This is a genomic window from Pinibacter aurantiacus (assembly GCF_019130065.1).
Taxonomy (GTDB): Bacteria; Bacteroidota; Bacteroidia; order Chitinophagales; family Chitinophagaceae; genus Pinibacter; species Pinibacter aurantiacus.
Genome location: NZ_JAHSPG010000016.1, coordinates 126,474 through 139,719, shown reverse-complemented (window position 1 = coordinate 139,719; position 13,246 = coordinate 126,474). Strand labels below are relative to the sequence as shown.

General features: G+C 41.0%; 15 protein-coding genes. 3 read left to right on the top strand and 12 right to left on the bottom strand.

The annotated features are described in order from the left end of the window. Positions 1-140: 140 nt before the first annotated feature. The 6 genes from purQ to KTO63_RS21730 form a co-directional block, all read right to left on the bottom strand. Complete coding sequence (gene purQ, locus KTO63_RS21755) at positions 141-803, bottom strand: phosphoribosylformylglycinamidine synthase subunit PurQ (RefSeq protein WP_217794069.1); 663 nt, start codon at positions 801-803, stop codon at positions 141-143. Positions 804-949: 146 nt separating this feature from the next. Continuing rightward, entirely contained in the window at positions 950-1,939 is a 990-nt protein-coding gene (locus KTO63_RS21750) for a hypothetical protein (protein ID WP_217794068.1), read from the bottom strand. Positions 1,940-1,983: 44 nt separating this feature from the next. Beyond that, entirely contained in the window at positions 1,984-3,531 is a 1,548-nt protein-coding gene (locus KTO63_RS21745) for a hypothetical protein (RefSeq protein WP_217794067.1), read from the bottom strand. Positions 3,532-3,804: 273 nt separating this feature from the next. Further along, the gene (locus tag KTO63_RS21740) at positions 3,805-4,941 is read right to left on the bottom strand and encodes a beta-ketoacyl-ACP synthase III (protein WP_217794066.1); all 1,137 of its coding nucleotides are present in this window, start codon (positions 4,939-4,941) and stop codon (positions 3,805-3,807) included. Between the two features lie 132 nt (positions 4,942-5,073). Next, on the bottom strand, positions 5,074-5,994 hold the full coding sequence (locus KTO63_RS21735; protein ID WP_217794065.1) for a hypothetical protein: 921 nt from the start codon (positions 5,992-5,994) through the stop codon (positions 5,074-5,076). Between the two features lie 93 nt (positions 5,995-6,087). Further along, on the bottom strand, positions 6,088-6,420 hold the full coding sequence (locus tag KTO63_RS21730; RefSeq protein WP_217794064.1) for a zinc-ribbon domain-containing protein: 333 nt from the start codon (positions 6,418-6,420) through the stop codon (positions 6,088-6,090). Between the two features lie 139 nt (positions 6,421-6,559). On the opposite strand from KTO63_RS21730, the gene KTO63_RS21725 reads away from it, so the two are divergent. From KTO63_RS21725 to KTO63_RS21715, 3 genes are read left to right on the top strand one after another with little or no spacing between them, the layout of a single operon-like run. Beyond that, positions 6,560-6,817 carry a phosphopantetheine-binding protein gene (locus KTO63_RS21725; RefSeq protein WP_217794063.1) on the top strand — a complete coding sequence of 86 codons (258 nt, stop codon included), beginning with the start codon at positions 6,560-6,562 and terminating at the stop codon, positions 6,815-6,817. 5 nt (positions 6,818-6,822) lie between these two features. Continuing rightward, positions 6,823-8,034, top strand: coding sequence for a beta-ketoacyl-[acyl-carrier-protein] synthase family protein (locus KTO63_RS21720; protein ID WP_217794062.1), 1,212 nt, complete (start codon positions 6,823-6,825; stop codon positions 8,032-8,034). Beyond that, entirely contained in the window at positions 8,027-9,091 is a 1,065-nt protein-coding gene (locus tag KTO63_RS21715; RefSeq protein ID WP_217794061.1) for a beta-ketoacyl synthase chain length factor, read from the top strand. The genes KTO63_RS21720 and KTO63_RS21715 overlap by 8 nt, the downstream gene beginning before the upstream one ends. Positions 9,092-9,304: 213 nt before the next feature. Here the strand turns inward: KTO63_RS21715 and rplL are convergent, their stop codons facing one another. The 6 genes from rplL to KTO63_RS21685 form a co-directional block, all read right to left on the bottom strand. Continuing rightward, a complete protein-coding gene (rplL, locus tag KTO63_RS21710; protein ID WP_217794060.1) occupies positions 9,305-9,673 on the bottom strand; it encodes a 50S ribosomal protein L7/L12 in 369 nt (122 codons plus the stop codon). A 143-nt stretch (positions 9,674-9,816) separates the two neighbouring features. Beyond that, positions 9,817-10,341, bottom strand: a complete 525-nt coding sequence (gene rplJ / locus KTO63_RS21705; RefSeq protein WP_217794059.1) for a 50S ribosomal protein L10 — start codon at positions 10,339-10,341, stop codon at positions 9,817-9,819. A gap of 48 nt (positions 10,342-10,389) precedes the next feature. Then, positions 10,390-11,082, bottom strand: coding sequence for a 50S ribosomal protein L1 (gene rplA / locus KTO63_RS21700; RefSeq protein WP_217794058.1), 693 nt, complete (start codon positions 11,080-11,082; stop codon positions 10,390-10,392). A gap of 26 nt (positions 11,083-11,108) precedes the next feature. Beyond that, on the bottom strand, positions 11,109-11,552 hold the full coding sequence (rplK, locus tag KTO63_RS21695) for a 50S ribosomal protein L11 (RefSeq protein WP_217794057.1): 444 nt from the start codon (positions 11,550-11,552) through the stop codon (positions 11,109-11,111). A gap of 235 nt (positions 11,553-11,787) precedes the next feature. Further along, a complete protein-coding gene (locus tag KTO63_RS21690) occupies positions 11,788-12,471 on the bottom strand; it encodes a DUF3575 domain-containing protein (protein WP_217794056.1) in 684 nt (227 codons plus the stop codon). A gap of 5 nt (positions 12,472-12,476) precedes the next feature. Beyond that, complete coding sequence (locus KTO63_RS21685; protein WP_217794055.1) at positions 12,477-13,241, bottom strand: LVIVD repeat-containing protein; 765 nt, start codon at positions 13,239-13,241, stop codon at positions 12,477-12,479. Positions 13,242-13,246: the final 5 nt, after the last annotated feature.

Sequence of the window (13,246 nt, the reverse complement as noted above, 5' to 3'; positions counted from 1 at the left end):
AAACTCCGCTTTCGGCGTTTTCAAGCCTATTTTAGCTACGGGTTTTGAGCAATGAGTTATGAGTATTACGTGAAAAATAGGTGAGAGTCCTGCTATTAAATCCTAAACTCATCATTCAAAACTCAATTCTCAAAATTTTACTAGCTCATCAACAGTGTCTTCAAAATAATCTGGCCATCAATGTTACCCAATGCGTTAGAGCTTGCTCTCTCGGGGTGTGGCATCATACCAAATACGTTGCCGGCGGCATTTCGGATTCCAGCGATATTGTTAGTAGTTCCGTTCGGATTTGCTTCTGCGGTGATATTGCCGTTTTCATCGCAATAGTGGTAGATAATCTGGTTGTTTTTTTCCAGCTCTTCCAATGTTTTCTGATCGGCGAAATAACGTCCCTCACCGTGTGCGATGGGAATTTTCAATGCTTTATCGCTTCCAACGCCTTTCAGGTAAACATTTTTACAGATAAACTGCTGATTTGCATTGCGTAAAAGCACACCTGGCAACAACTGCGCCTCGCACAAAACCTGGAAACCGTTACAAACGCCTAAAACTTTTCCTCCTTTGTTTGCAAACTCAATTACGCTTTGCATCATTGGGCTGAAACGTGCGATGGCACCGCAACGCATGTAATCACCATAAGAAAATCCTCCAGGAAGAACGATACAGTCATTTGTTGTAAAGCTGCTGATATCTTTGTCCTTGTGCCAAAGCATTACAACTTCCTGATTTAGATCATTTTGCAGCGCTTCCTGCATATCGCGATCACAGTTAGAACCTGGGAATACAACCACTCCAAACTTCATATTATAAGAGGGATTAAATTTTGAAAGGGCAAAGTTAATGAATTGAGAGTTGAAAATTGAAAGTTGAAAGTGAATTGATAGCCAATGTCCGTCAATATTTAACGGAATTCCTATCGAACCCATTTTCAACTTTCAATTTTCAATTTTCAACTAAACAAACCGTTGTACTGCAACAGGATCACAAACGCAAAAATGAACCAGTGCAGGATCAGGGCGAAGAATTTTGAATTGGAAAAATAATATACTGCCGCATGGAAGGTTGCCAGTGGAATCGTAATCATCAACCAGTGTTGGTAGCCTGTTCCGGGGTTGATGAGAATAATCATCAGTGAAACCACCAGCAATACCAGCAAGAGGCTCCATGTTTTACGAACCTGTATCAGCATCTTATTGAGGTTGTTTTGCACGTAGAAGGCGCCTATAAGAAACGGCACCACGAGCAAGACAATGCCACCTGTTATCCATAACGAAGTGGTGAGCTTTGGCAGATAGAAATGTATAGGTGATATAAGTTTTTGCCATTGCCACTTATTAACCAGGTACAATATGACAAAAAGAAAATAATACGGCGTGATCAATCCCAGTATTGCGATGAACCATTCTGTGAGCCGGAAGGGTCTTGTAATAAGCAAAGCCAACACCAGTACAAGGATAAAGGCAATCGACGGACTGTATATCAGCGGCAGGATGCCCACCAATATGCTGGTGTTGAAAATATTAGTTTTAGGTTGATTGCTATTGTACCATGTGTTGGTTAAATACCATATCCAGATCAACAGAAAATTAATGAGCAAGGGCGCTGAAAAATAACTCCACTCTTTCACCAGCGATGTGATCAAAAGATAGGACATGCCTACCAAATAATTTGGCCGGGGAAATAACTTCAGGTTATTGCACAACCGGTTAATTAATGTGCTTTGCGCAAATAAAAAGATAAATGCAATGATGGGAAACAGCACCGGCGCGGACGATGTAAGTGGATTCAAAAACTTAAGCACCAGATGGTAAATATAGTTGTCGCCCTCCAGCTGCACAGCATACTGGCCGTGAATGAACATTGGAAACTTTATTACCAATGCATACAGCAAAAGGAAAAAGGCATTTCCAAGGTTATTTTGTTTAAAAACTCCTACCACTGTTGTTAGTTTTTAGGGTTGGGTGTGTTTGAATAATGGATTACTTAAAAATCAATTTTTGCGAAGCATAAATAATTCTTGTACCAGCACGGAATTATTATTTGCTTGCTGCTTACCTGTTTGGAAAAACGCGGCATAAACTCGTAACCTCTGTCAAGGTTCTTTATAGTCGGGTGTCGCGAAACTTTTCCATCGGGTCCTATACTTTGATCTGTTAATATTTGCACTTTCTTGTCCATCTGGTTGAACAGGAAGTGCAGCTCTCCTCCGGTGTTAATAAGACCGTAGGATATAGAATTATCTGATTGATCATCGAACTGTTCTTTTGGAATGATGTTGCTCCATTCCATTGTGCCGTCATTTGAAAATGAAAGCACCATTATGTTGTCTGCAAAAAAACGAGTGTTTGAATAATCGGGAAATCCACCACGGTTCCATGGCATGTAGTAAGGGCTGTAATACGGATACGAGTAGTAATCCATCGGCGAGGACCACGGGCTTCCCCAATAGGGATTATTCCACCTGTTATAGCTATTTCCACTGGAGGAAGAATACAGCGATTCCGCCAAAAGCAGATAACCGCCGTCTTTCCTTACAATTATATTTTTTATGTAAAAGTCATCGAAGGCTGTTTTCTTGCTTCCATCCTCACCTTTGGCTGCAGCTCTCAGGTCATCGTTAAAGAAGTAGGTAATGTCACGTATTTTCTCGCCTTTTGCCATATCCCAGGTAAGCGCATACAATCCTTCCACACTGCCTCTTTTCTGTTTGTAATAAAATGATGTGAGCGCCGCCCTGCGTTTGGAATTGTCTATTTTAAGCCTTAATTCATCCAGTATTTTTGTACCGATATCGACAGGCCTTACTGTAAAGTCAAGCGAATCCGGGTATTTCATTACCAGGTTTACGTTGGTCACAGATTCGGTACTATTACCGCTTCTGACGAATTTTGCGAAAATAAGTTCACTGTTATTGCTGAGGTAGAAGTCTGTAAAATTATTGCTGCGTTCTTCCATTGCGAGGCTAGCTCTGCTCTTATCCACCAGTTGCATGTTGTTGTCAAACAACAGCATTGTAAAAACATAGCTCCGTGGATTCTGGCTGTTAATTTTCACCAGCATTATACGCTGTTTGTCGTCGCTGTAAATAACAGTATATACTTTATCTGCAGAAGAATTGAGGCCATTAAGATGTGTACTGTCCAGCTCTACCGGCTTGCCGATAACCTTGCCCATTCCGTCGAGCTTCGCAACATTGCAGTAAACAACATTTTTACGTTGATATTGGTAAATGGCGTAGAAGTAATCAGGGAAGGCAATAAAATCTACATTCATGAAACGGTTTTCGTCAATGAATTCCATTTGGGAACGAGTTACCAGCTTCATTTCATTGTCGTAAACGCATATAGAGTGGACTGTACGGTTATTCTTGTAGGTAACAAAATTAGGCCCCATTTTCCCGATCACCTCAAAATTCGTTCTCTTCGAATCATCTCTTTCAGGCTCTGAATAATAGACCCTAAAATTGTCCTGGGCAATCGTCGAAATAGTCAATAGCAAACAACCTACTAAATATAAAAGCCTGTTTTTCATACTTATCCAATTTCTTGTCAACTAAATATACAGGTTCAATAGCAAAGGGAAAAGTGAATTTTGATAAAACCGCCAGAACAGGTTGTTAGTTAATAGTTGTTAGGCTTAAAGAGCTTACAAACTATATCGGAACTGGCACCTAAAGCATTTTCTAACAACAAACAACTATCAACTAACGACTTTTAAAAAAACAAGCCGTGAAGATCCTTTCAACTGAATCAATCTCCACGGCTTGCACTTTCCTTTATGCAAACGAAAATGTATCCCTAAATATTATACTACTGTCAAATGCACATAAACATAAGTAAAACGGGCACTTTCCGGAATCATCAGCATAATCGTATCACCTTTTTTCAATTTTCCGCCGTTGAACAATTCCTCCAGCATTACATAAGGAGCAGCGCTGCCAATGTTGCCTACGCGCACCAGGTTCGTGTACCATTTTTCAGCTGCCACCGGAATGCCTGTTTTATGCATTTCTTCAGCAATTTTATCCCTAAAATATTCCGAAGAAATATGCGGCAGGAACCACGTAAGCTTGTCCAGGTCCACATTATGTTTTGCAACAAGTTCTTTCATAAAAACGCCGCCCATGGGAACGATCTTCACGCCCAATAAACGAGTGTCTTGTTTGAAAGAAAATATACTTTGATTGCCCCACTCTTCCGGCTCGAAATCAGGAAATCCGGTCATCGTACCGTTCGGTTGTTTTACAGCACCCGAATACATACAGGTTGGCAATTCGTTGGCGTAAGATTTTATCTCTACCCAATCCACTTTCAGAGAAATACCATTCTCATTTGGTTTGTCCTGCAACAAGGCAGCACCAGCGCCATCGCTTAGCATCCAGCGCATGAAATCCTTCTCAAATGCTATGATTGGATTGTCGTCGATCTCTTTCAGTTTTTCAGCTTCCTGGTTAAATTTTTCACCTCGTAGCCATGTTGAAACTTTCTCAGAGCTACACGTTGCCGCAATCTTTTTGTCGCCGCTCTTAATTGCCATATAAGCGTATTTGAACGCCTGAAATCCTGCTGCGCAAGAACTGCTGATTGATGCTATTTCAATAGGTCTGCAAGCAAGTTCTCCATGTACCATTGCGGTATGGCTTGGCAATAATTGGTCAGGAGACATAGTACCACAAACAAGCAGTTCTATATCATTTTTAGTGATTTTATCATCAAACAAGCCTTGTATAGCCGTGGCAGCAAGTTGTGCATTCGAGTGTGTACTTTTCCCGTTTTTATCCATTGCATAATAGCGGGAAGTGATTTTATTATTGCTCAAGATCTTCGTCCGTGCTCTTGAAGGTTTGTTATCAACCATCCCCAAAACTTCCTCAATTTCGTCGTTGCTTACCGGCTCATTGGGTAGGAACTTTGCCATCCTTGTAATATACACTTCTCCCATAGTTATATATAATAGTTATGTTTTACGCTTTTAAGTTGTTTTTTAGTTGTTAGTCGAGTGTTTTAGCGCTATCAGCGTGAATAAAAATAAGCCCTCTCAACTTTCAACTCTCAATTCTCAACTTTCAACTCACTAAATAACTCCCTGTTTATATTCGATTCCTTTAAAATAGCTCAACAGGCTTTTAAAGGACCTTCTTTTAAAAATACTCTGCAATTTAGCTGTTGCTCCTGAAATGGGAGACAATACAAAAATGCCCGTTAATAAAAGGCGTTTAAAAAGCATTACACGCGATTTTCTTTCCGGATTTCCCCTATCTCCTTTTGCTCTTATGTACTTCGCGAATTTCCTAAAATTAGTAATCCCACGACGCTCCAATACAATAAGAGTCGGTTTCAACTCTACGGCTTTTTGGGCAAGCAATGCTGGCTGCAATTCATCCAGTTTTTGGGCTTGCAAACTATTTAAAATAGTTGAACCAAAACGAGTCGCCGCATTAATATCTGCCGTTTGCACCCCTGCCTCGGGCAACATTCCTGACGCTTCCTTCTTACCTGTAAACATCCAGCGGATGATGGTAAACAAGGCGACCAGGTTATGATTGGTATCTGCAAACACTATATTACCTACTATTCTCGCGCCAACATTTTGCAAACTAGCTTTTATTCTCTCCTGGGCATTCAACCACATATTGCGGCAGCCAACTACGGTAAGCACCGGTTTCCCTTTTAAAACCTTTGCGTAATCGCTTTTCAGGAAACTTGTTGTGGGCACTGACGGAGAAAGGAACCAGGGTTGATAGCCAAGTATTACAAGATCATAATTTTTGTCAGGAATTGACATTGGCTTAATAGCGGCGGGGATTTCTTCAACGCACTCCGGCATGGCATCAAAGAAAGAATCTGACGACCATGGAAACGGAAACGGGTTTTCAAGCTCAATTTCTGAGTAAGTAACATCGAGCTGATCCTTAACCGGCGCCAACATGTTATCAATAATGGTACGTAATTGGCCTGACTGCGAAAAATAAACTACTAATACGCTTGGCTTCATAATTGGTGTTAATATAAGCCGCCTAAATTAAGACAATAGCGGAAATGCAAAAAATACTAAATGAATGCCACGCAAAATTTCTGCTTTAAATACCTATCTAAAACTCGAAACGATAAGAAAAGCGATGATAAATGATATGAGCGCCGGGCCAAGGTATGTGTACCATGGGTGCTTGAATTTTCGCTTTAACTCTTTCGCATCAGGGATAAATTTGTCTTCTATTGGCAAATTATATCTTTTAAGACCACATTTGCCGCATTCACTATTGACTTCCTTATCCATTGGCCAAAATGGAATCCAGTAAACATGAAAATACTTGCTCGTTACATACACTTCTGCATCTGTGTGTACTTCACAACACGGGCACGGCATGTACGCTTCATCGTGGCCAATAAATCGCTGTTTCGTTCCGTAAAAAAATATCATAAGGGTTATAGAGTTTAGATTAAGCAACAAACGCCACCGGTCGGCAATTTATTTCCATGGCATATAATTAGCAACAAATAAAATCAACTTTGGGAAATATGCCTATTTTTGTTTGCTTTGTTAAAATACTCAATCACACATGGACGACTTCAAAAAAGACCTGAAACTGCAGATCATAGAGGCGCTGAACTTACAAGGAATGAACCCTGATGATATTGACAATACGGCACCATTGTTTGGAGATGGTTTGGGACTGGATAGCATCGATTCTCTCGAATTAATGGTTTTGCTGGAAAGAAACTACGGCATCAAGATTGAAGATGCCCGTGAAGGAAGAAAAGTGCTTGAGTCAATAGATGCTATGGCCGATTACATCCAGGCTAATAGAAAAAAATAGTCGTCATGCCAGGAAAGCGTGTGTTTATCACCGGTATGGGAATCATTTCTGCGATAGGTACCGGGGTTGAGGAAACGTTGGTGTCACTGCGAAATAATGCATCTGGCATAGGTTCCATTGAAATAGTCGATACACTTCTTAAGAGCAAACTGATTGCAGGCGAAATAAAAGTGCCTAATGACAAGCTGCTCGAATTGACTGGCGTAAAAAAAAACGCTTACTATACCCGCACATCTCTTTTAGGAATTGCTGCATTGCAGGAAGCTATGCAGATGAGCAAACTTGACCCATCCCGTCAAAAAACCGGATTCATTAATGCTACTACAGTCGGTGGCATGAGTGACATGGAAAAGTGTTATTTCGATCTGGTTGATCCCACCACAAAATCAAACGAGAACGGACTCGCTGATTGCCTTGACTGTGCGGACTGCACGGAAAAAATTGCGGATCATTTCAATATAAAAGATTGGATCGCCACGATTAGCACTGCCTGCTCGTCTTCTGCGAATGCCATTTTATACGGCGCAAGATTGATCAAATCCGGCCAGCTTGATGTTGCTGTTTGTGGCGGCACAGACGCGCTTACCCGTTTTACTTTGAATGGCTTCAACAGCCTTAAAAATATAGACCCATCGCCCTGCATGCCCTTTGACGAAAATCGAAATGGTTTAAATCTCGGCGAGGCAGCGGCTTATGTGATCCTGGAAAGCGAAGAACAGTTACAGCGTTCCGACAACAAGCCTCTCGCAGAACTAAGTGGCTATCGCAACTTTAACGAGGCCTTTCACCCAACGGCCCCATCACCAAACGGAGAAGGCGCTTTAATTGCGATGCAGGAGACCATTCAAATGGCAGGCTTGCAACCAGCGGATATCTCGTATATTAATGTTCACGGCACTGCCACACTCAACAATGACCTTTCAGAAGGAATAGCTTTGAAGAGATTGTTCGGAGAAAATGTTCCTTTATTCAGTTCTACGAAACCATTCACAGGACACACACTGGCCGCGGCTGGAGCTGTAGAAGCAGTTTTCTCAATACGCAGCTTGCAGGAACAAATAATTTACGCAAATCTTAATTTCAAATCACCGATACCAGAACTTGGTTTGTCTCCTGTTACTTTATTACAAACAGACAAAACAGTCAATCACGTTTTAAGTAACTCTTTTGGATTTGGCGGAAACAACGCCAGCCTTCTATTTAGTAAATATGTTTAATCCGGTTTACATAACATCTGCGCGTGCAATTTGTGCACAGGATACTTTTAGCAACAATAATTTGCCAGAAGAGATAAAGGTATTTGAGCAAAACATCCTCAATTATCACGAACCGGACTATAAGCAGTATTTTACTATTATGCAGCTGCGCCGGATGACACGCATAATCAAGATTGGCTTGGTAACTGCGATAGAAGCATTGAAAGATGCAAAGCTCGAGCATCCCCAGGCTATCATTACCGGTACGGCAAAGGGAAGCATGACTGATACCGAAAAATTTCTGCATGACATCGTAGATTTCAATGAAGGCACGCTTAATCCCACAGCATTTATACAATCCACATACAACGCATTAAATGGTTTGATTGCACTGCATCACAATGCAAATGGCTATAACTCTACCTATGTTCATCGTGGCTTTTCTCTGGAAAATTCTTTGATGGATGCCATTATGCTTTTCGAGGAAAATCGAATCGAAAACGCATTGATCGGATGTTTCGAAGAAATGACTGCCGAACATTACGAGCTGAAGAAAAAGATGGGTTACTGGAAAAATGAAGCCATGAAAAACATCAATTTGCTTGACTCGTCTACAGCAGGAACTATCGCAGGAGAAGGCACATTCTTCTTAACGTTAAACAAAAATGCAGAAAACGCAATCGCCACACTTAGCGGGTTGCGCATGTTGTATAATGCAGATGAAGCATTAGTAAAAATAACTTTTAAGAACTTTCTTGCGGAACACAACCTGTCGCTGGACGAGGTGGATGCGGTGTTTTTAAGTTATAACGGAAATATAGAAACACGCCACTTTGAAGATGCCATTTCACAACAGCTTTCGCCCAGTACAAATCAATTAGCCTTCAAACACCTTTGCGGTGAGTTTGATACAGCTGCAGGTTTTGCGCTGTGGGCCGCCACTAAAGTGTTACAGCATCAAACTATACACCCTTCGCTGATCTTTAAAAAAGGAACCTCTTCCACTCTTAAAAATGTAGTTATCTACAATCAATACAACGGAAAGGAACACGCATTTTATTTACTGGAAAAACAATAGCACGCAGATTTATACGCAAGCTGAATAACTGATTAACCGAATAACTGAAAGTTTATGCTTATCAGCCATTTTGACGTTGGGCATTCAGTTACTCAGTTATTCAGTCATTAAAATATCTGCGTAAATCTGTTTAATCAGCTTCACTTGCGTACAATAGCCAATAAAAAACCCTCCGAAAACTCGGAGGGTTCTATTATATTGAAACTCTTAGAATTAAGCGATTTCAACATCAGCGCCAGCTTCTTTCAATTTAGCTGCGATGTCTTCAGCCTCAGCTTTAGAAACACCTTCTTTTACATTCTTAGGTGCACCGTCAACTAATTCTTTAGCTTCTTTCAATCCCAAACCAGTCAAATCTTTAACGATTTTAACTACGTTCAATTTAGAAGCACCACCGTTTTTCAACACTACGTTGAAAGCAGTTTTTTCTTCAACAGCAGCAGGACCTGCTTCGCTGCTAACCACAACTGCAGCAGCAGCTGGTTCGATACCGTACTCAGCTTTAAGTACATCTGCTAATTCTTGAACTTCTTTTACTGTTAAGCCTACTAATTGTTCAGCTAATGCTTTTACGTCTGCCATGATTGTTAAAATTTTTTCCGCCTTCATCGATACCTCCGGCGGAGAGTTTAAAAAAATTTGTTTTGCCTTTGTTTAACCATCCGGCCAGGTGTATTATTTAAGATCTGAAATCAATTTCAAATCTATAAATCTCAAACTTCAAATTACTCAGCAGCAGCTTCTGCAGCAGGAGCACCTTCTTTCTCAGCTTTGTTAAGCAATGCAGAAAGTACGCGTTTTGCAGGAGATTGCAACAATCCAATAACGTCGCCGATAAGCTCGTTTTTGGTTTTGATTTGAGTAAGCGCTTTCAATTGGTTGTCACCTACAAACAGGTCACCATTAATGAAAGCAGCTTTCAAAATTGGTCTTTCACCATTTGTTTCTTTACGGAAAGAAGAAATGATTAAAGCTGGTTCTTTAGGGCTTTCGCTGAACAACAATGCAGTTACATTGTGCAGAGAATCATAAACCCCGCTGTATTTTTCAGCATCGATAGATTCCAATGCTTTTTTAATCAAAGTGTTTTTAGCCACTTTCATTTCCACTTGCTTGTTAAAGCAGTGGCGACGCAGTTTGCTAACTTGTTCTACAGTTAAGCTTTCTGTATCGGCGATATAGAAATTATTATATTGAGCGAACTTACCTTTCAGCAGTTCAATCACTTCATTTTTTTGATCTTTATTCATGACGCTTTTTTTATCTGTAAACGCTTACGCGGCAACAGTATTAACTAATTAGTGAATAAAAGTTTTGGTGTCTACTGTAATACCAGGGCTCATTGAGCTTGCCATGCTAACACCTTTCAGGTAAGTACCTTTAGCGGTAGCCGGTTTCAATTTGATAAGCGCATTGATTAATTCCTGGCTGTTTTCTGCGATTTTGTCAGCACCAAAACTTACACGGCCGATAGAAGCGTGTACGATACCTGCTTTATCAACTTTGAAAGCGATTTTACCGCCTTTTACTTCGTTAACTGCAGCAGCTACATCATTTGTAACAGTACCTGTTTTAGGGTTTGGCATCAAGTTACGAGGTCCCAATACTTTACCCAGTTTACCAATTTTAGGCATTACGGATGGAGTAGCGATGATTACATCGATATCAGTCCAACCGCCTTCAATTTTTTGGATAAATTCATCTAAACCTACGAAATCTGCACCAGCACCTTTTGCATCGTTTTCTTTATCTGGCGTGCAAAGAACAAGTACACGTTTAGTTTTACCAGTACCATGTGGCAATGTTACAGTACCACGAACAGCCTGGTCAGCTTTTTTTGGATCAACACCCAAACGGATGTGAACGTCAACAGAAGCATCAAACTTTGTAGTGTTAATTTCTTTCACCAAAGCAGAAGCGTCTTTTAAAGAATATATCTTGTTTTTGTCAACTTTAGTATTTGCTACTTTTCTTTTTTTACTGATAGCCATAGCTCAATTTTTTTACGGTTTCAGAATTAGTTTTCCCATGGAGCTTTACCTTCTACAGTCAAGCCCATGCTGCGAGCCGTACCGGCAACCATGCTCATAGCGCTGTTAAGCGTAAAAGCATTGAGGTCAGGCATTTTGTCTTTTGCAATTTCTTCCACCTGAGCCCAGGTTACTTTACCAACCTTGTTACGGTTAGGCTCTTTGGAACCGCTTTTAATTTTCGCAGCTTCCATCAACTGAACCGCAGCCGGAGGAGTTTTAATTACAAAGTCAAATGACTTATCAGAATAAACAGTGATTAATACAGGTAGAACTTTACCCATTTTGTCCTGAGTTCTAGCATTAAATTGCTTACAGAACTCCATGATGTTAACGCCCTTAGAACCCAGAGCTGGACCAATTGGAGGTGCAGGATTGGCTTGACCGCCTTTGCACTGCAACTTTACGAAACCTGAGATTTCTTTTGCCATGTTAAAATATTTTTTGGTGATAACGTACTGCTTAATGGCAGCACTCCCAAAGCCATTCGAATCGAAAGAACTTTATTTTGGGGATGCAAAAGTAATTAAATTTCCCAATAAATAAACATTTTTACTGCCTATTTTCTGTGAAACAATTGACTATGCTGGTTTTCAAGCTGGTGTAAAGATAACACATCAATCAACAAACCATGTCTAAATAACTGAAATAAAACATGTTACCTATCTAAGGTAATATCTTCTTGGCCATACTTTTGTCTACCACCCTGTATACCAGTGTAATACCTAATTGGGGGGTTAAAACAAATGTCGATTCACTAGGAAAGGTAATAAAATCGTTCGTCGCTGCGCTGCGGGTGGGTTTTGCTTCCTCGTAATAGTGAAAACCGAGGCCCCAATAGTATTCAAACTTCAGCCGATTCAGGCGGTCCCATTTCGCCCCGCCCGGTTTTCGCAAAGTGGACTGTGTTCCGCAAAGTAAATTCAGGCTATAAGACCTTGCATTTAGCTTAACATCTTCATACTTCTCATAGATCGGAATGTCGTTTTGAACCTCATGCGGCACCCATGCCTGTTCTTTCTTCTGAATGTATTTGTAATGAAACTGGGCTTCAAAGAAGAAAAAGTGGCGTAACGAAGGATAATATCTTACAGCTGGCCGTATAAGATAGCCGGATACTTTCCCCCCTTCACTCGGTGACGCAAAGATCCACCCTGCATCTGCGACAAAGGACCAGTGGGGCAAAAAACGATACTCTGCCCCCATTGTGAGATTGCTGCTCAGGGGATCGACCATGCCCGGGAAATTCCAGCGAACACTCAGGTCTCCTTTTTGGTCGTACTTGGATTGTGCAGAAAGGTGTGCTGCAATGACCAGGGTCAGCAGCACACAATTGGTTTTGTTTTTCATTGCAGTTAAATATTAGCGAGAAAAACAGGGTTTCGGTTATCTGAAATATCGTAAAACTTAATGCCTGCGTTTGTCCAGCAAATGAGCATATGATTGTAGGGAATTACATCAGAATAAACGGCTTCGGTAATTGCCTTTATCACCGATGGTTGGTAAGGATTTTTGATATCAATTACCAGCAGGCCCAACACTTTATCACATACATACAACACATCGTCATCATAGCCCAGACCGTAGGGCTCCTGAAGCGTAAGCGTGCTTCTTTCCACCGGATTTGTAATTTCCTTTATGTCGTATACGGCTAAAACACTTCGCGTACCGCCGCAAGGTGCACTGGACCGGAGAGTCGCAAACGCCACCGTATCCTTTGCCACCACAGGATCGCAACGTCGCATTACAGTGGGTGATAACGCAGTACCCAATACCGTTGGCTTTGACGGGTCTTCAATTGAATAAATATATACCGCGGTACTGGAGCCAATGAATAATTTATCGTTGAACGGAAATATGGTCTCGATGTCAAAGCCTACCGACACGGTATTTTTCAGCACCGGATGTATTGGATCGGAAATATCGAACGCCTTTAAAGATATTTCATCCACTGAATACAAATAGTTCCCGGCAATTGCGAATCGTGCAGTAGATCCCCCTTTTCCGCCGGTAGACGAATTCAGCGTTGAGGAAGAGGTGGTAGACGAAGTTGATGTACTGGATTTAGTGCATTGCATCAGCAAGCAGCTAAGTATGATGAGTGTAAAATTTCTGTTCATAAGTG

Coding starts and splice junctions, on each gene's coding strand:
- KTO63_RS21740 (WP_217794066.1), bottom strand. CDS start 4,941: ATGGGAGAAGTGTATATTACAAGGATGGCAAAGTTCCTACCCAATGAG.
- KTO63_RS21735 (WP_217794065.1), bottom strand. CDS start 5,994: ATGAAGCCAAGCGTATTAGTAGTTTATTTTTCGCAGTCAGGCCAATTA.
- rplK (WP_217794057.1), bottom strand. CDS start 11,552: ATGGCAAAAGAAATCTCAGGTTTCGTAAAGTTGCAGTGCAAAGGCGGT.
- KTO63_RS21720 (WP_217794062.1), top strand. CDS start 6,823: ATGCCAGGAAAGCGTGTGTTTATCACCGGTATGGGAATCATTTCTGCG.
- KTO63_RS21730 (WP_217794064.1), bottom strand. CDS start 6,420: ATGATATTTTTTTACGGAACGAAACAGCGATTTATTGGCCACGATGAA.
- rplL (WP_217794060.1), bottom strand. CDS start 9,673: ATGGCAGACGTAAAAGCATTAGCTGAACAATTAGTAGGCTTAACAGTA.
- KTO63_RS21685 (WP_217794055.1), bottom strand. CDS start 13,241: ATGAACAGAAATTTTACACTCATCATACTTAGCTGCTTGCTGATGCAA.
- rplA (WP_217794058.1), bottom strand. CDS start 11,082: ATGGCTATCAGTAAAAAAAGAAAAGTAGCAAATACTAAAGTTGACAAA.
- KTO63_RS21725 (WP_217794063.1), top strand. CDS start 6,560: ATGGACGACTTCAAAAAAGACCTGAAACTGCAGATCATAGAGGCGCTG.
- KTO63_RS21745 (WP_217794067.1), bottom strand. CDS start 3,531: ATGAAAAACAGGCTTTTATATTTAGTAGGTTGTTTGCTATTGACTATT.
- purQ (WP_217794069.1), bottom strand. CDS start 803: ATGAAGTTTGGAGTGGTTGTATTCCCAGGTTCTAACTGTGATCGCGAT.
- KTO63_RS21715 (WP_217794061.1), top strand. CDS start 8,027: ATGTTTAATCCGGTTTACATAACATCTGCGCGTGCAATTTGTGCACAG.
- KTO63_RS21690 (WP_217794056.1), bottom strand. CDS start 12,471: ATGAAAAACAAAACCAATTGTGTGCTGCTGACCCTGGTCATTGCAGCA.
- rplJ (WP_217794059.1), bottom strand. CDS start 10,341: ATGAATAAAGATCAAAAAAATGAAGTGATTGAACTGCTGAAAGGTAAG.